The organism is Christiangramia oceanisediminis, from assembly GCF_022570735.2.
Classification (GTDB): Bacteria; Bacteroidota; Bacteroidia; order Flavobacteriales; family Flavobacteriaceae; genus Christiangramia; species Christiangramia oceanisediminis.
Map to the genome: position 1 here is coordinate 1,446,635 of NZ_JANCNS010000001.1, position 25,315 is coordinate 1,471,949.

The window sequence follows — 25,315 nt, forward strand, 5'->3', positions numbered from 1 at the left end:
ATCTTATCTTAAGGTTTCCAAAATCCCATAAATGAGAATTTTCAATTTAATTTTTGTATTCTGTTTTTTTAAGTTAAGCCTCGCCCAGAACGATACTGGAATTTTCCAAAACATTAAAGATATAGGAGAGCCTGCTATAAAAGGTTCTGCAGTTTATGATGAAGAGAATCAGGTCTACACGTTAAGCGGAGCCGGAAATAATATCTGGTTCGATAGCGATGAATTTAATTATTTATACAACGAACAAGATGGAGATTTCATAATTACTGCAAATTTTAGATTTCTGGACGAGGGTGGAGATCCTCATCGAAAAACCGGAATAATGATAAGGGAGTCTGATGATGAGAATGCCGCTCATGTAAGTGCTGTATTGCATGGTGATGGTTTGACTTCCATGCAATGGAGATCTGCCCTGGGAGAAGACATGACAGAATCTAATGAGATCAAGGCACCAAAATACAGTTATCAAACCCTCCAATTGGAACGCACTGGAAAAAAATTGATCATGCGGGCGGCTCATTGGGGTGAACCTCTACAAAAGATCGGAACACGCGAATTAGAAAACCTTAGCGGAAAAGTCCTGGTAGGTCTTTTTATAAATTCTCATAATCCTGAATTGACTGAACAGGCCTCGGCCTGGAATGTTCGAATAGACAAACCTGTTTCAGATACGTATAACCCTTATGAACAGGGTTGGTTAGGATGTAGATTAGAGACCATTGATATCGAGACCGGTAACAGGAAAGTTATTTTTACAAAAGATGACCGGTTTGAGGCTCCTAACTGGATGCCCAATGGTGAAGAGCTTTTATTCAATATGGATGGATCTTTATATACTATTCCCGTTGCAGGAGGTAAGCCTTCAAAATTGAATACTGGCTTTGCAGATAACCTGAACAACGATCATGGTATTTCCTTCAATGGAGAAATGCTTGCTATAAGTCATAGTCCGCAGGGTGAAGGCTCTGCAGTTTACGTTCTCCCATTAGCAGGTGGCGAACCTCAAAGGGTAACCGAAAAAACGCCTTCCTACTGGCATGGATGGGCACCTAATAACCGGGAAGTTGTATATGTCGCTACCAGGGATGGCGATCCTACCTACGATATTTATAAAAAGGATATCAACGGAGGTGAGGAGGTAAAGCTGACAAACACTAAAGAAAATGAACATGTTGATGGATGTGAATATTCACCAGATGGTAAATACATCTATTATAATGGGAGTGCTTCAGGAAGCATGCAGATCTGGAGAATGAAACCTGACGGATCTGATAAAGAGCAGATCACCTTTGACGCTAATAATGACTGGTTTCCGCATATTTCTCCCGATGGGAAATGGATCGCTTATATTTCATTTCCTGCCGAAATTCCCGTGAACGATCATCCCTCATTTAAAAGAGTTACTCTTAATATTATTCCAGCAGATGGAGGGGCACCCAGGGTTATCGCATATCTTTACGGAGGCCAGGGAACCATAAATGTGCCTTCCTGGTCACCAGATAGCAAACATTTTGCCTTTGTAAGTAATTCGGGTTCTCGAAAAGAGTAGAAATTTTGATCGTTTTGATTCTTAACTAAAGCAATTTTGATATTGGGCAAATTTACCCTACATAAAACAGGCATACTTCTGCTGTCACTTTTAGTTATAAATGCGTGTAATTCAGTTTCGCAAGACTTTGGTCAATTTTCCAGGATTCAATCTTTTGATGAAAACTGGCAATTCTTTTTAGGAGATTCTGTGGCTGCTGTCAATTCTGAAAACTGGAGAGAATTAGACCTGCCTCATGACTGGAGCATAGAAGGGGAATTTGAGCAGGATCATCCGGCTGGCCTGGGTGGAGGTTATCTTCCCGGTGGCATGGGCTGGTATAAAAAAACCTTTAAAATCCAGGATTCTTCAAAACTTACTTCCATTCAGTTTGACGGAGTTTATATGGATAGCGAGGTTTGGGTGAATGGTGAGTATCTTGGAAAACGACCTAACGGATATATTTCTTTTGATTACGATTTAACTCCTTACCTGAAATATGACGGACAGGAAAACGAGATCCTCGTAAAAGTCGATAATTCAAAACAACCTAACTCCAGGTGGTACTCAGGATCTGGAATTTACAGGCATGTCTGGCTTAATACAACCAATAAACTGCATGTCGCCAATTGGGGGTCTTTTGTGACCACTCCAATAGTTTCTGAAGATAGCGCTGCAATTTCCATAGAGTCAATGATTGAGAATGAATATCCGGTTTCAAAGACAGCTACGATTGAAACCAGCATTCTTTTTAATGAAGCTGAGATTTCTTCCACAGAGGAAAATTTCAGTTTCGAAGCTAATTCCATCAAAAACATTCAGCAGAGAATAACTATTGAAACCCCGCAATTATGGTCTATAGACACACCAAATATGTATACAGCAAAAACTAATATAATCATAGATGGTGAGCTGGTAGATTCTTATAAAACTCCTTTCGGAATACGAACTTTTGAATTCGACCTTGACAAAGGTTTTATTTTGAACGGCGAACAGTTAAAGATCAAGGGAGTTTGCCTTCATCACGATCTTGGTCCTTTGGGAGCTGCTGTTAATACCAGGGCTATTGAAAGACAGCTGGAGATCATGAAAGACATGGGTGTGAATGGAATACGAACCGCTCATAACCCGCCAACGCCAGAACTACTGGATCTTTGTGACAGAATGGGTTTTGTCGTGATGGACGAGTCTTATGATATGTGGAACAATACCAAAACCAAATACGATTATGCGAATTATTGGAATGAGTGGCATAAGAAAGACCTGGAAGATTTCATAATTCGCGACCGGAATCACCCAAGTATCATTATTTGGAGCATCGGGAACGAGATCCAGGAACAATGGAAGGAGCAGGGAGTTAGAACGGCCAGGGAATTAAAAGCCATCGTAAGAGAACTGGACACTACCAGGCCAATTACTGTGGCCATGAATCCACCGGTGAACATGCCCGATGCCAATGTTACGACTCAGTTTGATACTGCAAAAGTTAGCTTGAATCCTGTTGCGGCTTCCGGTGTACTGGATATAATCGGGTACAATTATGCGCATCAAACCTATGAGCATCATCAAAAAAATTTCCCGGAAACTCCCTTTATAGCTACAGAAACAACTTCGGGATTACAAACCAGGGGATATTATGAATTTCCTTCAGATACCCTGAAGATCTGGCCGGTTAGATGGGACATCCCGTTTGATGGCGGAAATCCTGATCATACCATTTCAGCCTTCGACCAGGTAAGGGTACCATGGGGATCCTTGCATGAAACTACCTGGAAGATCATTAAAAAGCATGATTTTCTATCCGGAATGTTCATCTGGACCGGATTCGATTATATAGGGGAACCCACTCCCTATACATGGCCATCAAGAAGCTCCTATTTTGGGGTGGTAGACCTGGCTGGTTTTCCTAAGGATGTCTATTATATGTACCAGAGCGAATGGACAGATAAGGATGTGCTGCATCTACTTCCACACTGGAACTGGGAAAACGGGCAAAGCGTAGATGTATGGGCCTATTATAACAATGCCGATGAGGTTGAATTATTCGTAAATGGCAAATCCCAGGGAATAAGAAAAAAACAAGGAGATGAGCTTCACGTGATGTGGCGAATTCCGATTGAGGCCGGCACTTTAAAAGCTGTTTCCAGAAAGGCTGGTAAGATTGTCCTGGAAAAAGAAGTTCATACTGCCGGGGAAGCTTTCGGCCTGAAATTAACTCCAGACCGGGAAACCATCAATGCTGATGGCAAGGACCTTTCCTTTATAAAAGTAGAAATAGTAGACGACAAGGGGAATCTTGTTCCAAGAGCTAAAAATCAGTTAAACTTTTCGGTGGAGGGAGAAGGGAAGATCGTTGGAGTGGCCAGTGGAGACCCTGCAAATCATGAATCTTTTAAGGGAAAAACCCATAAGGCCCTGAATGGAAAATGCCTGGCCATCGTTCAGGCGAATAAAAATGCCGGAGCCATAGAGCTTACAGTTTCGGGTGAGGGATTAAAAACAAATACTATTAGTATAACTACAAAATAAATGATCTGGAGTTACAGCTGAATATGAATTAGTCATAAACTAATTATATAGGAAATATAATTTCACAAGTAATTCCGAATTTTATAAAAACCACTGAGATGAAAATATATAAGGAGACCTCTCTTTTATTCGTTCTTATTTGCTGTCTTGGAAGCCTTCTTCCATTGAATGCCCAACTTCAAAACAATAATGTTCTGAATGAACCGCCAGACATTAGCAAGGATTTTGAAGATTATCGAAACACCTATTATCTGGCTGATGAGCTGGTTGATTTTGATCCCGAAACGGGAAAAGGAACGATCAAATACATCAGGCATAATTTTTCCACTAGCCAGGCCTTCAACAATATGTTAAGCAGGCTTAGCCCGGCAGGGGCTAATGAATTTCCTTCCACAGAATATGCTGCACAGCCGGAATTGCCATTTTCGCTTCAGTTTGTATCAGATAGAACCATCAGGCTGAAAATGACTTCGGGTCCCCAGTTCAGAAAAGAAGAGCCTTCTCTTATGCTGGTCGACGGAAAGGCGCCTACAAACCGATCTTCCTGGAAGTATAGTAAAATTGAAGGAGGGCATAAATACTCCAATTCCAATGGGTCTGTGACCATTCAGGAAAAGCCCTGGAAGGTCTCATTTTTCGATGCTGAAGGCAAAATGCTTACCAGTACACAACATTTAAGTGATTTTTCTAATACCTATACCCCGGTTACTCCATTCTCATTCGTGCGCAGGGCCGATGACTATTCCAAGAGTATGGACGCGGTTTTTTCACTGTCTCCAGATGAAAAGATCTTTGGCCTGGGAGAATCTTTTACCCAGTTTAACAAGCGCGGGCAGAAGGTGGTCTTATGGACCGATGATGCCAACGGCGTTCAGAATGAAACTATGTACAAGCCAATTCCTTTCTATATGAGTAGCCGTGGATATGGCGTTTTTATGCATACTTCTTCTCCGATATCGGTGGATTTTGGGAAGTATTTCAATGCAGCAAACTCCATGTATATAGGGGATGACGAGGCCGATCTTTTTATTTTTCTTGGTGAGCCGAAGCACATCCTGGATGAATATACCGATCTAACAGGAAAAGCCGAAATGCCACCGCTCTGGTCCTTTGGCTTCTGGATGAGCAGGATCACTTATTTTTCTGAAGAAGAAGGGCGCGAAATAGCCAGGAACTTAAGAAAATATGAAATTCCGAGTGATGTCATCCATTTTGATACCGGCTGGTTCGATGTGGACTGGCGTAACAATTATGAGTTTGCTGAGGACAGGTTCGACGATCCGGTAGATATGATGGCCGATCTCAAAGAGGATGGTTTTCATGTTTCCCTTTGGCAGTTACCATATTTTACACCTAAGAATTCCTTATTTGACGAAATTGTGGAGAATGGATATGCCGTTAAGGATAAAAAAGGTAACATTCCTTACGAAGATGCCGTACTGGATTTCTCCAATCCTGAAACCGTTGAATGGTATCAAGATAAACTGAAGAAATTGTTCGAGCAGGGAGTTGGGGTCTTTAAGGTAGATTTTGGAGAAGCGGCGCCTGCCAGCGGAATTTACCATTCCGGCAGAACGGGATTTTATGAGCATAACCTGTACCCATTGAGATATAATAAAACCGTAGCAGAGATCACAAAAGAAGTGAAAGGCTACAGCCTTATCTGGGCGAGAAGTACCTGGGCCGGGAGTCAGCGTTATCCGTTGCACTGGGGTGGTGATGCGGCAACCTCCAATACGGCCATGTCAGCCACATTGCGCGGCGGACTATCTTTGGGACTTAGCGGCTTTAGTTTCTGGAGTCATGATGTGGGAGGTTTTACCACTGCTTCCCCAGAGGATGTTTACCGAAGATGGACGCCATTTGGAATGCTTACTTCTCACGTTCGTAGCCATGGGGAACCGCCTACTGAACCCTGGGAATTCAGCGAAGGATTCCTGGAGGATTTCCGAAAGGCCGATAACATGCGTTACCGCCTGATGCCGTACATCTATGCTCAGGCCAAATTATCTTCAGAAAATGGCCTCCCAATGCTTCGAGCCATGTTCGTGGAATATCCGGATGATCCCGGCTCATGGCTGGTGGATGATCAGTACCTGTTTGGCTCAGATATGCTGGTTGCTCCATTGTTTGAAGAGGTAACTGGACGCCATGTATACTTACCGCCGGGTACCTGGATCGACTATCAAACCAATAAAGAATACCAGGGTGGATGGCATAAGATAGAAGCCGGTGAGATCCCTATTGTGGTATTGGTAAAAGATGGAAGTGTAATTCCTCATATCGAATTAGCTCAGTCTACGAAAGATATGGATTGGAGTGAGCTGGATTTGAAGGTGTATGCTTCAGATGATACAAATTCGGCCAAAGCTCAGATCTACCTCCCAGATAGCGAAAAGGTTGAAACCATCGAGCTTTCAAGAGAAAATGGCAGGTTCAGCATTCAAATCAATCCTTATAGTTCAAAGGTTGATTTCAATGTTCAATAGAATAAATAAGTATTAAACTGTAGGATGGCTGCAGGTTCTGTTCTATTATGGTCTGCATTAATGAACTTGCGGTTCATAAATAAGCCTTAAAAATGAACTGAATCGTTCTTCATCCCGGTTTAATGAAATTCCGGGTACTATTCCTATCTTAAGAGAGTTTTTAATTTCCAACCGCATTTGTGGCCGTAGAACAGTATTTAGTTTACCATCTTTAATGAGTTGATTGACTTCCAGGCCAATAAAATTTCCGGTTCCGGGGATCATATAATGCAGGTTACTGTTAATTTCGTAAGCTGTATAATCGTCGTGGCCGCCCCAACCAGAAAAGAATCTTGGGCCGGTATAAATGAGTCCATGCCACTCGTTGGTAAAACGTTTGGCGGCTATAAAGAACGGATTTACCAGCACACCCTGGGATAGATTATTAAACTGCATGGAGTTTAAATCTGTAAATTCTAATTCTGTTATCGTACCAATAGCGAGAGAGGTTTGCCATTTTTCTGATACTAGAAAAGTATACTGCCCCGCAAGTTTAAGGCTTTCAATGCGGTCATTTGGTCTCGTGGTCCCATTGCGATTCAGTGAATTTCGGCTAAAGAGGGTAACGGGGATTTCAACTTCAAGGCCAAGCCTGTCTGCCACGGCCCATTCATATTCCACCAGGAATTCGTAGGCATCAAAATCAAGGTTATCGGTAATTCCGGCTCCAATGTTCCATTCTCGTTCTCCTTTCCTCGCGCCTAAATCCCTTATAAGATCGATATAAAGAGGTTCAGCATGTTGTAATTTTAGAGGAAGCTCTTTTTCTGTAGCTTCCTGTGACTGTATAGGATTTGTTAAGAATAAAAAACAGCCTATGGTGAATGGCAATAAAAATAGCTTCTTCATGTGATCGATAGATTTTAAGCAAAGAAGCTATGCCGGAATTAAAATCTTTTTAAATACAGATTAAAATGCGATTAGAACCGGGAGGCATTTGGCAATATAATCTTAACTGAAGTGCCTTTATGTTCTTGAGAAGAAATGTTAATTTCTCCCTTGTGCAGTTGAATAATATTGTGAGCCAGGGCCAGGCCAATTCCGTAGCCTTTTTGTGATTTAGCATTTTCACCCCGAAAGAAAGTGGTGAAAACTTCTTCCATTTCGGTTGAAACTATTCCTATACCCGCGTCCGTGACCTCAATTATGGTAGTTTTAATTGTTGATTTTAGTCGAATAACCACTGTTTCTTCAAATGAGTATTTTAATGCATTATTTATAATATTGGTAAGTGCAATTTCAATCCAAAGGATATTACCAAGTATCTCAAACGAATCTTCCCTAAGGTCTGCAGAATTCTGATATTCGAGTCTTACGCGGTTTTGTTTTTGTAAATCGTTGGCAGTAATGGCAATTCGTTGCACGAGCTCGTCAACCCTGAAAACAAGAAAATTTTCCTCAGGCCTTGTTTCATGAACATCCGAGAGTTGCAGAAGACTGGTTAAAAGTTCATTTAAATGTTCGGCTTGCTGGTGAATTTTTTTAATGGAATTATGAGACTCACTCTTTTCTCTCTGAAGAACATATTCAGATTCTCCAAGAATAACGGTTAAAGGGGTTCTTAGCTCGTGGGAAGCATTGTGAATGAATTGTTTTTGGGAGTTGAAGGCTGTTTGAATACGCGAAAGCATTTTATTGAATGTTTTCGCTAATCTTGAAATTTCATCCTTTCCTCCGGGCTCCTTGAGACGTAAATTAAGGTTACTGGCGCTTATTGTTTCTGCCTTGTTTATGATTGATCTTATAGGTTTTAGGATTATTTCTGCAAAAATCAGAGAAACCACGAGTATTAAGATGAGACTTATCAGGACGATTATGGAAAGTGTTCTAATTAGAAAGCCTAACTGCTGTGTTCCTTCTATGTCTTCTGCACTAAGAATTATGATGAAATCTCCCTGGTTATCTTTATAATATATAGCGGTAGCCGGTTTGCCATCAGTCTTAAAAAAAGTATGGGTATTCTCTAAAGTTTTTTGAAATACTTCTTCATTAAAACCTGGGTAATCAAAGGCTTCATTATCGATTCTATTATTGTTTAGTTTAAAAAAAGTCTCGTTCTCTCCCGGGAGTGATTTAAAGTGTTGTAGCGTTAAACGTTGATATTTGGTTTCACTTAGTTCATCTTCCTCCAACGAAATTTCTGCCGCGATATAAGCGCGATCAAGAAGTCTTTTATTGAATTGTTGCTGCATATTTGCGGCTACCAGGAAATAAATAAATATCGCAACTAAGGCAATGATCCCGGTGCATATTAAGGAGAATGTTGCCGCTATTTTAAATTTTAACTTCAAGATCTAATTACGTATCCCATCCCAATAATGGTATGGATTATTCGATTATCGGGAGTATCGTTGATTTTCTTCCTAAGGTAATTAATATACACATCTACCACGTTGGTGCCTAAATCGTAATCTACCCCCCAAACTTTTTCGAGAATATTTTCCCTTGACAGAACCCGGTCTTTATTTTCAAGTAAGTATTTAAGTAATTTAAATTCTGTCGCGGTAAGTTTTATTTCGGTATTAGCCCTGTACACTTTTTTTTCTCTGTCATTAAGGCTCAGGTTTTGAAATCCAAGAGTTTTAGCAGATTTATGATCGTGATCTGTGTTGCGTTTATCCAGGCGACGCTTAAGGGCGTTAATCCTGGCTTTGATTTCCTCTATCTTAAAGGGCTTAACAATATAATCATCGGCTCCCATATTTAATCCCTTTACCAGCATTTCTGTGGTATTTAATGCAGTTAATAAAATTACCGGAGTCGTATTCTTATTAAGTTGAAGTTGTTCTAGAACCTCTAATCCTGATAGCTCTGGAAGCATGATATCCAAAAGGATAAGATCATAGTTATTGGACAGTGCAGCGTCTAAGCCCATTTTGCCATTTGTGGCAATCCCTATTTTATGGTTATCCTCAGATAAACACCTGTGCAGGAGGGATGCCACATTTGGCTCATCTTCAACTAATAAAATATTCATAAGCCTAAAATTGTAAAATTATCTTATTGTAAAGATTAAAATGGCATTAAAATTCTAAATGCATAATAATTTAGGAAAGGCTGTAAGGAGGGAAGGATGAATTAATCAAAACTAAATCTTTATTCAAAATCTCCGCATTCGCATCGGGGTTATTTTTTCAGTTTTTTATAACAGGCGGAGTGGCCAAAGTATATGGAACCGTATCAAAGCTTTTTACCCTCTTCCTATGTTTGCTGAATTTAATAAGTTGAATAATGAAGATAATTAAAAAGGGTATGAGAGCTATACATATAAAAATCATTTCCCAGTTAAAATGCATCTTTAATACGCCAAGTAAACCAGCTCCAATTGCTCTTCCCATATTCGATAAGGCCATATATAAAGTGAACTGGGTCGCTGCTACCGTTTTCCAGCACAGGTGCATGGCCGAGGCAAAAATGCCAATACACAAAAAAGTATAAAGCGTATAGTAGGATAAAATAAAGGCTATTGCCACAATGCTGCTTGACCAAAGATTGGTCATGAAAGCAAAAGACGTGATCAGGCTGGTTGTAAAAATCAGGTAAATACTCAGCATTTTGATCTTACCAAAATAATCTACAAGATAACCACCGAGTAACATTCCTAAGACTCCGCCAATTACGGTAGTGATGGACAGAATGTTTGAAAAATGAGAATTATCCCAGCCTAATTCCTGGATGCTGAATATTGGAAGCAGTGTATCTACCAGTCCGAACATGATGCCCAGTAAAAAAATTCCAAGGCATAAAATAAGGCTGGACTTTAGGACCACAACTCGATAAAGATTTTTAAGAATCCTGCCCCAGCTTTTCACCTGTATCATTTTCGAATGCCTGGAAATCTTACCCCTGGTCCATGGAAGCATTTTTTCACCTTGTCGTTCCCTGAAGTATATGGGGGAAATCATGATACAGGCAACTACTATGGATAATGAAGAAACCGCCAGGCTAAAACCGATATTGTTGATTAGCCAGGTCCCGATGATCAGGGAGGCTGAAATTCCTACTGTTTTAGAGCCCCACATGAGGCCGTTGGCCCGGGCCTGTTCTTTCGCCGGAATCACTTCTACAGCCATGCCGTCTGTAGCCACATCCTGGAAGGCTCCAAAGAAATTTACCAGGAAACCGACCATCATTAATCCACTAAGGTTATTAAGTGGATCTTCCACCATTCCAAGAAAAAGAAAACTAAGAATAAGGCCTAGCTGGCCGAATATCACCCAGGGACGTTTACGGCCCATCGATAAATAAGTGAACCTATCCATTAAAGGAGCGATTATAATTTTAAAACTCCATGGAATTAACATGACACTCACCAGGGAAGCAATTTCAAGAGCCGACCTGCCATTCATCGCCAGCCAGGCGGGAAGGGCAAAATAAGTAATGCCTTCTGGAATACCCTGCGCTGTGTATAGCGCTGAAAATGTAAAGTAACGCGCCCTCGAATTATCGCTTAGGCTTCTGGTTTGAGCTTCTTTTATCCTTCGAATTTTCTTCTTCATATGCTAAAATTTGAAGTACGATTCTGAAAAATATAGTCGGGGAGTGAAAGAACCTTAAGGTTCCATGACTAGAGGTCTGCTTTAGATTGATATGAATGACCCATTAAATTTTGATGAAACTTATCGGGTGCTGGCCTCTGGTACGCCCCGACCTTAAATTGTGATGATCGATGAAAATGTATTTAAATACCTGGCTAATTAAGGGATTAATCGGCTGTGTACGAACCGGATTAGGACGAAAGCAGTGTAAGGTTGTCCGGGTAAAGCTTAATTTTTAGCGGTTAACTATATGGTTTGCAGTCTTTTGAGTAATTCCTTCTTTAAGGATTTACCTATCGGGATCGCTTTCCTTCCAATCACGATATGGGTTGTGGCTACTTCCTGTATCTTGGAAATATTTATTATATAGGACCTATGGATTCGCATAAAATGTTTTGCGGGCAGTTTTTTATCCATTTCCTTCAGGGTGATCACCAGCAGATGTTCTTTATTGCTGGTAAAGATCCGGCAGTAATTTCTTTCGGCTTCAATGTATAGTATATCTGCAATACTAACTTTTACCATCGAAGTAGAATGTCTTACAAAAATGGCATCCTCGAGGATAGAGATCTCTTCTTGCTCCTGCCTGGGCTTTTTATTATTTTTCACCTTCATTTCTGCCTGTGACATTGTTAATTCTATGGCCCGTTGGAGGTCGAGTTTTTTAAAGGGTTTGGCAATAAACGCATAGGGATGGGTTTCTTTTGCCCTTTGGAAATGCGCGTCATCAGAATTTGCGGTGAGGTAGATTATTGGGATATCATGGGTCTTTTGCATTTTCAATGCAGTTTCAATTCCGTCCAGTTCTCCTTTTAAATTAATGTCGAGCAATAGAATATCGGGAAGTTCAGATTCAATCTGGGTTAGAGCCTCTTCACCCCTGGGCACGATCGCGGTTACCTCGTATCCCAATTCGGTTAATTGAAGAGAAATATTGGCAGCGATGACCATCTCATCTTCAACTATAAGTATTTTGATCTTCTCACTCATCAGGCAGTCTTTCTGATTAAAAAGTCAAATTCAACATAGGTTCCTTCCTCATTTCGTTCTATCATTTTCCCGTTTAGCTGCCTGGTTAAGAGTTTTACCAATTGAGAACCAAACCCGGTTCCCTTTGGCGCCAGGCCTTCGGTTTTTCCAATTCCGTTATCCCTTACCAGCAATTTCAGGTTCTCCTGTTCATCCTTTTCCAGGCTTAGCTTAATGACCCCTTTTTGCTGATCTGGAAAAGCATATTTCAGTGCGTTGGTTAGTAATTCGTTCACGATAAGGCCTATGGGAACTGCTGTATCTACATCCAGGTCGAGATTGTCCATAGCACATTCTATCCTGATTCGGTCTTCAGCATTAAAAGTGTCAAGGATACCTTCGCTTAAATTGATGAAGTAATCCTTCATTTCAATGCTTCCCAGGCTGGTGCCCTGATACAATTTTTGATGGATGATGCCCATTGACTGTACACGGTTCTGACTTGCGATCATGGCATCCTTGGTTGCTGGATCTTCAATTTGAGCCGATTGAAGTGCGATAAGGCTTTTTACCATTTCGAGGTTGTTCTTTACGCGATGGTGTATTTCTTTAAGGAGGAGTTCATTTTCAGCATTTTTAGCGCGAATGATCCTCGTGGCTTTTTTACTTTTCTGGAAGAAATAGAGAAGGGATAATAAAAAGACGAATAAAAGACAGGCGATCACGATAAACAGGGTCTGGGTCTTGCTTTTCTGATCCAGCAGGGTCGCCTGGGCTGCCAGGGCTTCATCCTTTTTTTCAGTTTCGTACTTAATGGCCATTTCAGATTCGATATTTTCGATCTTTCCCTCCAGCATATTGGTATTATTGGTATAGGCCTTTTCGCGATATTCCAGTGCGTTCTCAAAATCACCCAGTTGAGCATAGGCCTCGGAAAGATCTAAATATGGCTGAACGAGCCCCGCCTGGCCTTTCTCTTCATAGGCCTCAACACCGGCCAGGAGATGCTCCCGGGCCTGTTCGTAGTTGCCCTGAAGCAGGTATATCTGGCCAATTTCGGTTCTATAAGTGGTACAGCGTTCTTCACCTACATGCTGTTTGCACAATTCCCAGGCCATCAGGTAATCATCCAGTGCTTTAGCATAATCGCCGGCTTTAACGTAAACCTCACCCCGGTATGAATAGGCTCTCACCGGGATAAAGATCTCTTCCGGCGCTTTGGTTCGTACGATCTCCAGGCAACGTTCTGTGGCAGCATAGGCTTTTTGATAGTCTCCTAGTTTTCCGTAACCGATTATCAGGTTAAATTGAGAAATGGCCAGTTCACTATAATTTTCAGCCTTTTCCAAATACGGAAGCGCCTTCTGAGTATATTCAACAGATTTATCATAGTCTTCCATTACCCGGTACAGGGTTCCAAGAGTTCGATAGGCACTTCCCAGGCCGCCGTCATCCTTGAGCTCCTCATAAAGTTCGATGGATTTGAACAGTACCTCCTGGGCTTTATCCAGCTCGCCGGTATTTAAATAATCGATAGCCAGTGACCTGTAGGTGTCGGCGATCTTTTTTTTATTATTTGCTTTTTGATAATAGGAAAGAGCAAGCTCGGCATGGTAAACTACCGAATCTGGAGGGAAAAGTCCGTTATAGGCATGCCAGCCGGCCATTGCTTCATGTACCTGTGCAATTAAAGTGTCGTTTTGAGTGGATCGGGCTCTTTTTAGAGTAGCTAATCCAAAATCCAGAAATCTGTCCAGGTTGGCATCACTGGTGATATTGGCCTGCATCCATGTTAAGCTTGAATCTATGGATTGACTTGATTGTAGCTGCTTCATATCTGCAGCTATTTGAGAATAGCCAAATCCATATATTGAAAAAATCAGTAAGAATAAATAAATGATCCTTTGCATTAGACAAATACTACTTACTAAAGTGTTAGACTTAAATATACTGAAATTGAATAGTATAAATAGCTGGTTTTTAGAAGATAAGAGATAAAATGAGAAAGTGTTCCGTAAGATCATCTCATATTTCGGTAAAGAGGGAAGATTATTCCAATTATCTTTTAAAATTGAAGGAATTGGATGACTTATATAATCAAACTAAATACTGAAGAAAATAATTTCCGATTCGGTTTTTGAATTGGCAACAAGTATATCTTTCTAATTATGGCGGTAACTTATTTGGTTCGGTATTTCACCTGGAAACACTTTTTCAAAAATAATTTCAGAATAGAGCATGGGGATCTTTTGTTTCAATTAAGTCTATATAACTAGTAAAGTTTTAAAGTGGTTAAATATTTCCCTGTAAAAATGTGCTTTGGAAATCAGGATAATATGCCAAAAATTCTATTTTTGCGCGACCCTAAATGTTCAGTAATCACAAAATTTTAATGCGAAAGTCCTGTTAGAAAATTAGCGATGAGGAGGATATTATATGTATTGCTTTTAATAGGAATTAATGGTTCTGCTCAAAAAGAGCAGTTAAACCAGGCAGATAGTCTCTTTTATTCAGAAATCTATAAAAAGGCGCAGGAATTACGCGAAACCAACCTGGATTCAGCTCTTTTTTATTACCAACAGCTCGACCAGTTCCTGGCCGATAAAAATTACACCAAAAAACGGTTCCGGGTCATGCTGGACATTGGGAACGTGTATCTAACCCAGGGACAATCAGACAGGGCACTTGAAACTTATCTGGAGATCGCCGAGGCATCAGGGCTGGATGATGATGCCCAGTATAAATTATATGCCGAGATCAGCATAGCGAATATCTATCTCGATTCTGAAGAATATCAAAAAGCCCTTGATCGATTTAAAAGCATCAGGGAAAATTTTGATGGAGCAGACTCCTCCGCCACGAACCTGGTGCCCTTTTCAGTGATCTATAACAACGAGGGTATAGCGAATGAAAACCTTGGTTTTTACGATGAGGCAGAACAGCATTATCAAAAGGCTATCTCCTTATCCAAAAAGCTTGAAGAACAGTATTACCTGGCAAACGCTTATAGCAACATGGGTTCACTGGAGGTTAAAAGGCAGAATTACCTGGAAGCGCTGGAATGGCACCAGAAGGCCCTGGAAATTAGAGAAACGGGCAATTATTCCCTGGGGATCGCCCAGTCTGAAACCCACATAGGCGCTATTTACATTGAACTTGATCAACCCAGCCAGGCTGAAGGATTTTTGAGGAAATCCCTGGAACGTTCTCTGAAAATGGGCTACGAGAAACAAGTCATAGAAAATGCTCAGGCCCTGAAAGAAATCTATGAGCAAAGAGGCAATTTTCAGCAGGCATTTAGAATGCAGCAAATGGAAATGGAATCCCGGGCCGCGGTCTTCAACGAAGAAAGTATCAAGAACCAGGAGCGCCTAAAGGCCAAGTATGAATTTGAGCTTGAGAAACAGATCGAAGAAAAGAACCGCAGATACAGGGAAACGGTCTATAAATTCGTTTTCGGGCTGCTTGTTTTATTGTTGATTATAGCCTTTATCCTATACCGGCTTCAAATGATCAAAACCAAAAAAGAGCAGCTACAAACCGAAAATATTAAAAAGGAAAAGCACCTTTTACACCAGGAACTGGATTATAAGAACAAAAAACTAATGTCCAACCTGATGTTCCTTCTTCAAAAGAATGAAATGATCTCCGGGTTAACTGAAAAACTTCGGGCCGTCAAGAAAATGACCAAGGCACAGGGTGATAAATCGATCACCGATATCATCAGGGAACTAAAACATTTTCATAATAATGAGTCCTGGGACGAATTCGACCTCTATTTCCAGGAAGTACATTCTGAATTTTACGAAAAACTTTCTTCAAATTACCAGCTTACTCCTAACGAGATGAAACTGGCTGCCTTCACAAAACTGAAACTTTCTTCCAAGGAAATCTCTTCGTTGACCGGACAGAGCATTCGTACGATCGATGTTGGAAGGTACCGTTTGCGTAAGAAATTGGGTATAACGAACTCTGAAGTCAATCTTACCACCTTTTTGAACAGTTTGTAGTTAATAAACTGAAAATCAACATAAACCGACTTGTTGTATAGGTATTGTAACGCCTAAAAATGGCTATGTATAGATTTTGTCACGCCAATTTTTAAAGTAGACTTAACATTATTTTTTCATTTGGGAAATCTTTAACAGGCGCTCTTAAGAAAGCGCTAAAAACTTAATTCAAATGAAGAAATTATTGTTTTGGTTACTCCTGATACCTTTATCTGTGAAGGTAGGTTTTTCCCAGGAGACCTCCGGGGTGCAATCAACCGCAGCACCCTTTCTCTTAATCGTACCTGATGCCCGAAGTGGGGGTATGGCAGATATGGGAGTCGCTACTTCTACTGATGCCTACTCTCAGTTCTTTAACCCGGCCAAATATACCTTTATGGAGGGTGATATGTTACTGGGAGTGAACTATACTCCCTGGCTTAGAAACCTTACAAATGACGTATTCCTTGGTAGTTTTTCGTTTGCCAGAAGGATCAACGAAAGAAGTACCTGGGGTGTGGGAATGCGTTATTTCTCTTATGGAAGTATAGACCTGTCTGATGCCAACGGAAACAATTTAGGTAGTCAGAATCCTTATGAAGTTGCTATCGACGGGTCTTACTCCTTAAAGCTAAGCGAAAACTTTTCAACCGCTGTGACCGGAAGATATGTGCGTGCAGATTATGCGCTGGGTGACGAAGGTTCAGACATGAATACTTTCGTGGCCGATGTAGGTGCTTATTACCAGTCAGATATGATGAAGCTGGGTAAGAACAACGGAATCTGGCGTGCAGGTATGTCTCTAAGTAACATTGGATTTAACGTAGAGCTGGTAGATGGGGCTCCTAAATCGCAGATGCCCACTAACCTGAAACTTGGGTCTGGATATGAGTTGATTATGGATCCTAAGAATTCTATCGCCGCGAATGTTGAGATCAATTCTCTACTGGTTAAGGATAGCGACTTTGGTTCTTTGATCTACGCACTTGGAGCAGAATACAAGTACAATGATGTGTTCGCTTTGCGTACCGGATATTTCCATGAAGCTGAAAGTTCTGGAAACAGGCAATTCGCAACTGTGGGAGGAGGTATCGCATTTAAAAGTGCCAGGCTTGACCTGTCTTACCTGTTCAATACTTCAGATGTGGCAAGTCCTTTAGAAAACACAATGCGTTTCTCCCTGAGCTATGCTTTTGGGAATAACAATAATGCGGCAGATGTGGAGATCGATGATGATGAAGTAGTGGCTCAAACTAAATAAACTCAATGAAAGAGCGGGATGATGAGAGTGTCGATAACTGGTTAAACCGGAACGCTTCACAGCGAAAGGCACTGCGCTCAATGTTAAACATATTGAAAAGCAAGGAGCTGGTTGAACTTGAATCTCAAGAGAATCAGAATCAGCAACTTCCAAACAAAAATAAAATCATGAATAAAATTACTTATTTGTTTAAAAAACTGGGGATCCTGAGCATCATGTTCTTGGTCGTTGGTTCTTTAAATGTTTTGGCTCAAAATCAGGATTTTGTGCCAGGTAAGGTTCGAATAAAAATCGAACCGAATCAATTAGAAACTGTGGTAAAGGGGATGAAACAATCTTCCACTGCCGGGCAGTTAAAAACCGGGCTGCAAAGTTTCGATAAGGTAAGCGAGAAATATGCAGCCTCAAAAATGGTTAGGGTGTTCCCCGATGCCGGAAAGAACGAATTCAAACACGTAAAACACGGGCTTCATCTCTGGTATGAAGTAGAGGTGAACAGCCAGGCAGATATGGCTGCTGTTGCCCGCGAATATGGTACGGTACAGTACGTAACCACCGCAGAGCCAGTTCGTGTAAAAATTCTTGATTATAAGGGTGTAACCGAAGCTAAAAGTCCGACTGTTGCTTCAGCGCCTCTAACTACCAACGATCCTTATTTGAACGATCAGTGGCATCTGTTTAACGATGGAACGCTTCCAGGATCTGAGGCCGGGGCAGACATCAATGTGAAGCCGGCATGGGATATAACGACAGGAACTTCCAATGTGGTTGTGGCCATTGTAGATGGTGGTGTGGATGCTCAACACGAGGATCTTAAGGATAATATGTGGATCAACGAGGCCGAGCTTTATGGAGAACCTGGTGTTGATGATGATTTTAACGGATATGTTGATGATGTCTACGGGTATAACTTTGCAGATGGAAAGGGTGAGATAATACCCCAGGACCATGGAACACACGTTGCCGGGACAGTAGCCGCCACCAGCAATAACGGCAAAGGGGTAGCCGGAGTTGCCGGTGGTTCCGGGAACGGAGACGGTGTTCGAATTATATCAGCACAGGTGTTCAGTGAAAATGGAGGTGGAAATTTTGCTGCCGCCATCGTATATGGTGCCGATAATGGAGCGGTGATCTCTCAGAATTCATGGGGCTATCAGAGCAGTGGTTACTATGAGCAGGCAGTTCTGGATGCTATCGATTATTTCGTGGAAGAAGCTGGGAAATATCCTGGAAGTCCTATGAAAGGAGGAGTAGTGCTTTTCGCTGCTGGAAATAATGGTGTTGAAGAATTGCATTACCCAGCGGTATACGAAAAAACTATCGCAGTAGCTGCTACCGGAACAAATTATAGCAAAGCACCTTATTCGAGTTACGGTGATTGGGTAGACCTTTCTACTACAGGTGGTGACGTGAGCCAGGGAAATAAGAATCAAATATTGAGTACTCTTCCTGGTAACCGATATGGATATATGCAGGGAACTTCTATGGCAACTCCACATGCTTCTGGTGTGGCTGCCTTAATTGTTTCACAATATGGTTCTTCTTCATTCACTAACGAACAACTTAAGAATCGCCTGCTAACCGGAGTAAGAGATATTGAATCACACAACCCTGATTATACTGGAAAATTGGGTGTTGGGTATTTGGATGCCCTGCTTGCAGTTATGCCGAATGATGAACAGGCACCTGATGCGATAAACGATTTTACATTAGAAGGAATTTCACAGGATTTTGCAAATTTCAGCTTTACAGTGCCTGCAGATAACGGGGATGGGACACCATATCAATATCGAGTGTACTGGTCTACTAATGCCGATATGAGTGCAAAGTCTGAAATGATCCTTAAGAACGATTTTCGTGAAGTAGGAGATCTTATCGAAACTACGGTAGAAGGCCTGGAATTCAATACCAATTATTATTTCGCGGTTGTGGCTGAAGACAGATGGGGCAATGTTTCTGAAATGTCTGCTGTTCTTAACGGCATGACGAACGAGGGACCAGATATTGCTTCAGAAACCGCTAACTTTGAATTTTCTCTAGATGTTCAGATGGAAACTTCTGCTATGGATAGTATGAAGATCCAGAACCTTCAGAATGGAATCCTTAAATGGACTGCGGAAACCAGGGAAGTTTCAAACCAGGCTTCTTTTAATAGCATACAGTTGCCTGCCGCAGGAACTCCTTCCGCAGGAACCAATAAAATTGAGATGCTGCAGATCGAAGCTATCGAGGCTTTTGCATCTAACGGCGCTGTTCAAAATGCATGGGAAGCTTCTGAAAAGAAATACTTCAGTCCAACTCCAATCTATATTATCGGAGAAGAAGACACCACAAAAACAAATTCAACGGCAACTCGATTTGATGTTACCAACCCAGAAGGTTTCAATTTAACCGATGTTACCTCTTACTTCAGGCTGGACCAGGAAGATGGTCCTGCTGTGATGGAAATCTATAAGGGGAATCAAATTAATGAGGATAACCTGATCTATCGTGATGATCGTTTTGTAGGACGCTCAGAAGATGATACACGTTATTATCCTCTAAAGCTTAATGAGCAGCTTTTCTTTGAGCAGGGAGAATCTTTCTGGATCGTTTTTCATATTCCGGCAGGAAATCTTTACCCGGCAGGAGTAGCTCCGGAAACCAGTCCGGAATATTCAGATCGATGTCTGATGAGTTTTGACCTTGGGGAAACCTGGCAGTCGCTTGAGAGTGCTTTAGGAGGAGATAATTTTGTATGGGTCGTTACAGCAGCCAGTAAAACAGAGCCTCTGGGTGAATATACAACCTTAACTCCCGCTGAAGGTGAGATAAACGGCATGGGAGAAATGAACATGGACGTTGATGTGAATGGTAGTAACCTGGTAAATGGTGATTATTATTCTAATATCGTAATCCAGTCTAATGATGAGGATACTCCTTTTTACAGGGTTCCTATGAAGCTTACGGTTTCAGGACAGAAACCAGCCCTGAATACGAATAATATTCTTGAATTTGGAACTGTATTCAATGGTCTTTCCTCTACAAAAGAGATGACTATCGTAAACAGCGGTTTGGGAAGGTTCAGAACTCAGTCTGTTACTTCATCCAATCCTGCCTTCAAGGTAAATTCGTCTACCTGGTCCCTGAACATTCCTGCAAAGGATGAGACCACGATGTCTATCACCTATACACCTTCTAGAATAGGAAATGAAAATGCGGTGATCAAAATGACCAGTGCAGCAGGTGACGTTTATGAGTTCAACGTTTTCGGTGTGGGAACAGCTCCTGCTGAAATGACCGTAGCACCTTCTGTGATCGATCTGGATAATTTAATGGTTGGAGATTCGGCCCAGGCAAACGTTACCATTACCAATAATGGGGAATATCCATTACAGTTCGGTTTCCCTGCATTTGCAGATGATCTAAGCCATATCGATAATCTTCCTGAATATGTTCAGAAGTTTAATTATGTGGCAGAGACTACTCCATATAATGGTTATGAATTTAATGACATTTCAACTTCAGGAACCGATGTAACTGATTTCTTTATCAGAAACTCAGGTGAGGATTTTTATAATGTAGAGCTTGGATTTGATTTCCCTTACTACGGGGACTCTTATGATAACCTGTATATTACCAACCAGGGTGCAATCACCATGGCTACGAACAGTAATTTTGCTTCCTCTCCGGGTTATGGTCGTACGCACCTGCCAGACGGTTATATAGCAGCCCTAATGAAAGAATGGGCATTTAGTAAAGGAGGAAGTGTTCATTATAAAAGAGAACCTGGAAAATTCACGCTTCAGTATACTGATGTTAGAAATGATAGGGACCGCGATAATGTAGCGATCACTTTCCAGATCGAATTGTACAGCAATGGGGATATTAAGTTTATCTACGACAAGTTCGAAGGACTTTTCGCATACCAGTTAAACGGATTTTACGCTGCGATCGAAAATGCGGAAAGAAACGATGGGGTACTTTTACATTCACAGAATGACCAGGTAAGTTTACCTCACAGACCTCAGCAGATCGTACATATCCATAGCCCGGGTATTGGTCTTATAAAAGATGTTGTTGAAGCAAAAGGACTCATACAACCAGGAGAATCTAAAGATGTGGTGATCACTGTTGATGGGGAAAAACTAATCGAAGGAGATCATACCGAATATATTTCAGTTCTTTCTAACGATCCGTTCAATAGTTCACAGGCTGTCGAGATCAACCTGAACGTAGTTGGAGGCGGAGTTTCTAACCTGGTTCTTAGTGAAACAGAGGTGGAACTTGGCGATGTTTTCCAGCAAGCGAGCGTTGAAGGTGTTATCGAACTGAAGAACGAAGGATCCAGGGTGATGAATATCACTAATATCGCATTTTCCAATGGGCAGCTAAGCTTTGAAGGAGAGAACAGCGTGGTGATAGAGCCTAACCAGACTTATTATTTAGAGTATAGCCTGGATACGCAAACGCTTGGTCCAATTGATGACATGTTGGTGATCACAGATGGAGAAGGAGATAAGCATGAGGTAAGCTTTACAGGGGAGATCATTGCTGCTCCTGCGATCGAAGTGATGGAAACTTCTTATGCTGAGTCTATGGCTCCAGATGAAGAGGTGGAAAGAAGCTTTAAGGTTTCCAATACGGGACAATCAACTCTTGAGTATGCAATCGCAGCCTCAGAGCATGTTACAGTGAATGAAGCCGAAGCAGCTCAGAATTCTGTAGAAGACTTTACGTATGTATACAGAACAACTTACGATGATGGATCTAAACCGACTTACCAGTGGATAAAGCTTGGTTTGGAAGATAAAGTTCCATTCTATCTTTCTAACGGAGATTTCTGGGAGCAACTGGAACTGCCGTTCGAATTTGAATTCTATCAAAAGAAATACTCAAAGATCTGGATGGGAACACAGGGTGTTCTAAGTCTTCAGGAAGAAGTTAATGAAGCTTATTCTACATTTTTCCCGAATAGAATTCCCAGAGAAGACGATCTAAATGCGATGATCGCTCCTTATTTCGCCACTGGAGGACCTTCTGTAACTTCAGATGAGGCAGAATGGGGAAGATTCATGAAAGCCTTTGATGATAAGGTTGTTTTCGAGTGGAGAAATTATACACCTGGTGGATTTAGCCCAACCTATAGTTTCCAGGCCATTCTTTATAAAAATGGAAAGATCAAGTTCCAGTATAAGAATGGTTCGGCTGCTGGAGGTGTAATAGGGATCGAGAATGAAGACGGAACAGAAGGTGAAGAGATCGTATTTGCCCAGCCTTTCGTTGCAGATGGTGTAGCGGTAGATATTTTTCCAGCTAAAAAGGAAACCCTGGAAGCAGGCGAAAGCAGATCTTATGATCTTACAATTAGCAGCATGGGCTCTAATGCCGGAGTATATACTGAGTCATTGAAGCTTATTAATAATACACCGCTCACTCCTGAAGTGGAAGTGCCAGTAGAGATCACTGTAAGCGGTGAACCAATGTTCAGCTTTAATCCGGATACTTTGGATCTTGGAGAGAAAATGCTTCTTCCAGGTGCTTCATTCGTAGAAGAAATCAGCTTTTCCAATACGGGAGAGAAGGACATGACGGTGACCAACTTAAGAGTTGAGGATCCTTCAACCGTTAAAGTCGAACATCTTGTAAGCGGATTCTTTGGACCTAGCTGGACGGCGGTAAGACCAACCGATGTATTTACGGTTGAACCTGGTTTTGAATCAAAGACCTTCAGGGTTACAGTTAGTCCTCAGGCTCCAAATTCGGCCTATACGAATGCCGTAATTGTGGATACCGATTATGGTACAACCGAAGAAATGCCGATCATGGCAGACTTCAAAGCGCCTCCGGTATTTACAGTTAACCAGGATCCAATCTATCATCTGGCTTATACCAATGATATTTATAGCCATATACTGGATTTTGGAAATATCGACGGAGAATCACCTTTAGTGTATACCATTGGAATGAGTTATGACAGGCCAGACGCACAACCTGCGCAGGCTGCTCAAAACTCAGGAAGCGAGGCAACCTTGTTGAGCAAGGCTCATACTTCAAATTCGGGTAACCAGGTTGCTGTTCAGTACAATACCGAATTTGCTAATCTGTTATCTTATGATGATGCTACAGCGCCTGCGACCCTTCTAGGTTTTGACGGAACTTCAGAATTCATCATTTCCACCGAATTCATAGCGCCTGAAACAGGATTCAATTTATCGCATATTCAAACCTGGTATGCGCCAGGTAGCTGGTTAAATTCAGATATTACTATTGAGATTCGAGTTGGAGATAAGGTGGAGACCGGAGAGGCTGTACATAACGAAGTTGTGAATCATACAGTTGATGCCGAAGATTTTGATGGAGAAATGCTAACATTTGAACTGAATAAAGTCGTGGAAATGCAGCCATACGAGAAGTTCTATGTTGTGATCTCTTATCCTCTGGGTGCCGACTTCCCACAGGGAGTTGCCAATACAGATGAATATGTAAGAAACAGGTTCAAATTCTTCAATGCAGGTAACTGGTATGACCTGGGTGATGGTGGTTTTCCTGAATCAGGCTGGATGGTACGCGCCGGCGAGATAGAAGCAGCCCAGAAGAACTGGATAAATATAGCCGGAATGACGGAAGGCGAAATAGCTGCCGGAGCAACAGACCAGGTGGAAGTTCAGCTGATCCCTGAAAGAGCAGAATATGCGCAGAACAAGGCTAACCTGATCATTGGAACTAATGATCCTGAAATGGAAACGGTTAAGATCCCTGTAACTCTTGAGATCAACCAGGCACCAGACCTTGTTCTTGACGATAGATACTACGTGAATGAAAATGAAACACTGAACATCACTTTAGGAACTTCAGATCTTGAAGGGGATATGGTTACCGGTGCTAGATTGGTAGAGGATAATCCAAAGACCCAGCTTAGTTTCGAAGAGGGGATGGTAGGTTTCACTTTCAGTCCAGACTTTGAAGATGCTGGTATTCATACCTTCGAGATCATGCTTGAAGATGAAAATGGAATTGAAGGGATTTCAACCATCACGGTAGAAGTGATTGATGTGAACAGGAATCCGGAGGCAACTGCCATTGGAACTCAAACCATCAACCTGTATACCGGGGAGTACCGTTTGGATCTTTCTGAAATCTTCACAGATCCTGATGGAGATGAGGTAAACAGCTTTAGGCCGGAAGCTAACAATGATGTGGTGGATATCTTCCTGAATGATGAAATCATGTTGGCAAGCCCATCTAGACTGGGAACATCTACCATTACCTTAAAAGGAACTGATGGCCGTGGAGGAGAGGTAACCACCGCTTTTGATATCGTGGTGGTGAATAAAGTTCTTGAGGATAGTGTGCTTGAAGAAAGCTGGAAAGTACATCCTAATCCGGTGAACGAAACCATGTTCATTAAAATGTATAAACCAGTGATGGAGAAGATGAGCATCAAATTCTACAATACACTGGGAGCCCTGGTAAAATCTACACAATCTGAAGGTTCAGATTCGATGATCGAAGTGCCAGTAGCTAATCTTAGTCCGGGTATATACTTTGTGGAAATTGCCACAGAGAATGCCCGATCTGTCAAAAAGATTGTGAAGAATTAGTTTGATTTAGATTCCATCTTTTTTAACCCGGCTCCTCCCTACAGAGCCGGGTTTTTTTATGTGCAGTAGTGGGCAGTCTCAAAATAGGAAAACTGAGATTTACAGGGTCTTTGAATCCTGGTGTTCGGTTTTGAATAATTTTTTGAAATTGTTAAGGTTACTATAATGCACTTGATGTGAACGAACGGCTAATTAATATTTTAAAATCCTGTAGGTCGTTGATTATCAATAATTAATTGGTTTGGTCAATTTTTTGAAAATTTGGAAAAAATTAAAAAATTAACAAAACCATTTGCTTTGAATCGAAACTATTTCTTAAATTCACTTCATATTAAAAAGTATAATCAACTATTATTTAATATTACACTTAATTAACCGGCCCCTAACCCT

General features: G+C 41.4%; 12 protein-coding genes. 6 read left to right on the plus strand and 6 right to left on the minus strand.

The annotated features are described in order from the left end of the window. Positions 1-31 precede the first annotated feature (31 nt). The 3 genes from MKO06_RS06545 to MKO06_RS06555 all read left to right on the plus strand — a co-directional run bounded on the left by MKO06_RS06545 (position 32) and on the right by MKO06_RS06555 (position 6,546). Positions 32-1,549: a TolB family protein gene (locus MKO06_RS06545; protein WP_241549941.1), complete on the plus strand. Its 1,518-nt coding sequence runs from the start codon at positions 32-34 to the stop codon at positions 1,547-1,549. A 189-nt stretch (positions 1,550-1,738) separates the two neighbouring features. Next, on the plus strand, positions 1,739-4,057 hold the full coding sequence (galB, locus tag MKO06_RS06550; RefSeq protein ID WP_482155874.1) for a beta-galactosidase GalB: 2,319 nt from the start codon (positions 1,739-1,741) through the stop codon (positions 4,055-4,057). A gap of 98 nt (positions 4,058-4,155) precedes the next feature. Beyond that, positions 4,156-6,546 carry a glycoside hydrolase family 31 protein gene (locus MKO06_RS06555; protein WP_241549945.1) on the plus strand — a complete coding sequence of 797 codons (2,391 nt, stop codon included), beginning with the start codon at positions 4,156-4,158 and terminating at the stop codon, positions 6,544-6,546. Between the two features lie 57 nt (positions 6,547-6,603). Here the strand turns inward: MKO06_RS06555 and MKO06_RS06560 are convergent, their stop codons facing one another. From MKO06_RS06560 to MKO06_RS06585, 6 genes are all read right to left on the minus strand, one after another. Then, positions 6,604-7,434, minus strand: a complete 831-nt coding sequence (locus MKO06_RS06560) for an HAEPLYID family protein (RefSeq protein ID WP_241549947.1) — start codon at positions 7,432-7,434, stop codon at positions 6,604-6,606. Positions 7,435-7,505: 71 nt separating this feature from the next. Further along, entirely contained in the window at positions 7,506-8,876 is a 1,371-nt protein-coding gene (locus MKO06_RS06565) for a sensor histidine kinase (protein ID WP_241549948.1), read from the minus strand. Next, entirely contained in the window at positions 8,873-9,562 is a 690-nt protein-coding gene (locus MKO06_RS06570) for a response regulator transcription factor (RefSeq protein ID WP_241549950.1), read from the minus strand. Before MKO06_RS06570 ends, MKO06_RS06565 begins: the two co-directional genes overlap by 4 nt. A 157-nt stretch (positions 9,563-9,719) precedes the next feature. After that, positions 9,720-11,084, minus strand: a complete 1,365-nt coding sequence (locus tag MKO06_RS06575) for an MFS transporter (protein WP_241549952.1) — start codon at positions 11,082-11,084, stop codon at positions 9,720-9,722. Between the two features lie 285 nt (positions 11,085-11,369). Continuing rightward, positions 11,370-12,113, minus strand: coding sequence for a LytR/AlgR family response regulator transcription factor (locus tag MKO06_RS06580; protein WP_241549954.1), 744 nt, complete (start codon positions 12,111-12,113; stop codon positions 11,370-11,372). Next, a complete protein-coding gene (locus MKO06_RS06585; RefSeq protein WP_241549956.1) occupies positions 12,113-13,927 on the minus strand; it encodes a sensor histidine kinase in 1,815 nt (604 codons plus the stop codon). The genes MKO06_RS06580 and MKO06_RS06585 overlap by 1 nt, the downstream gene beginning before the upstream one ends. 585 nt (positions 13,928-14,512) lie before the next feature. Here MKO06_RS06585 and MKO06_RS06590 point away from each other — a divergent pair. From MKO06_RS06590 to MKO06_RS06600, 3 genes are all read left to right on the plus strand, one after another. Then, positions 14,513-16,102, plus strand: coding sequence for a tetratricopeptide repeat protein (locus MKO06_RS06590; protein WP_241549958.1), 1,590 nt, complete (start codon positions 14,513-14,515; stop codon positions 16,100-16,102). Between the two features lie 172 nt (positions 16,103-16,274). Further along, positions 16,275-17,342: a type IX secretion system outer membrane channel protein PorV gene (porV, locus tag MKO06_RS06595; RefSeq protein WP_241549960.1), complete on the plus strand. Its 1,068-nt coding sequence runs from the start codon at positions 16,275-16,277 to the stop codon at positions 17,340-17,342. Between the two features lie 5 nt (positions 17,343-17,347). Beyond that, on the plus strand, positions 17,348-24,925 hold the full coding sequence (locus MKO06_RS06600) for a S8 family serine peptidase (protein WP_241549962.1): 7,578 nt from the start codon (positions 17,348-17,350) through the stop codon (positions 24,923-24,925). Positions 24,926-25,315 lie beyond the last annotated feature (390 nt).

Excerpts from the sequence above, each read along its gene's own strand:
- MKO06_RS06555 (WP_241549945.1), top strand. The coding sequence starts at position 4,156 with ATGAAAATATATAAGGAGACCTCTCTTTTATTCGTTCTTATTTGCTGT.
- MKO06_RS06590 (WP_241549958.1), top strand. The coding sequence starts at position 14,513 with ATGAGGAGGATATTATATGTATTGCTTTTAATAGGAATTAATGGTTCT.
- MKO06_RS06580 (WP_241549954.1), bottom strand. The coding sequence starts at position 12,113 with ATGAGTGAGAAGATCAAAATACTTATAGTTGAAGATGAGATGGTCATC.
- MKO06_RS06600 (WP_241549962.1), top strand. The coding sequence starts at position 17,348 with ATGAAAGAGCGGGATGATGAGAGTGTCGATAACTGGTTAAACCGGAAC.
- MKO06_RS06585 (WP_241549956.1), bottom strand. The coding sequence starts at position 13,927 with ATGAAGCAGCTACAATCAAGTCAATCCATAGATTCAAGCTTAACATGG.
- MKO06_RS06560 (WP_241549947.1), bottom strand. The coding sequence starts at position 7,434 with ATGAAGAAGCTATTTTTATTGCCATTCACCATAGGCTGTTTTTTATTC.
- porV (WP_241549960.1), top strand. The coding sequence starts at position 16,275 with ATGAAGAAATTATTGTTTTGGTTACTCCTGATACCTTTATCTGTGAAG.
- MKO06_RS06570 (WP_241549950.1), bottom strand. The coding sequence starts at position 9,562 with ATGAATATTTTATTAGTTGAAGATGAGCCAAATGTGGCATCCCTCCTG.
- MKO06_RS06575 (WP_241549952.1), bottom strand. The coding sequence starts at position 11,084 with ATGAAGAAGAAAATTCGAAGGATAAAAGAAGCTCAAACCAGAAGCCTA.
- MKO06_RS06545 (WP_241549941.1), top strand. The coding sequence starts at position 32 with ATGAGAATTTTCAATTTAATTTTTGTATTCTGTTTTTTTAAGTTAAGC.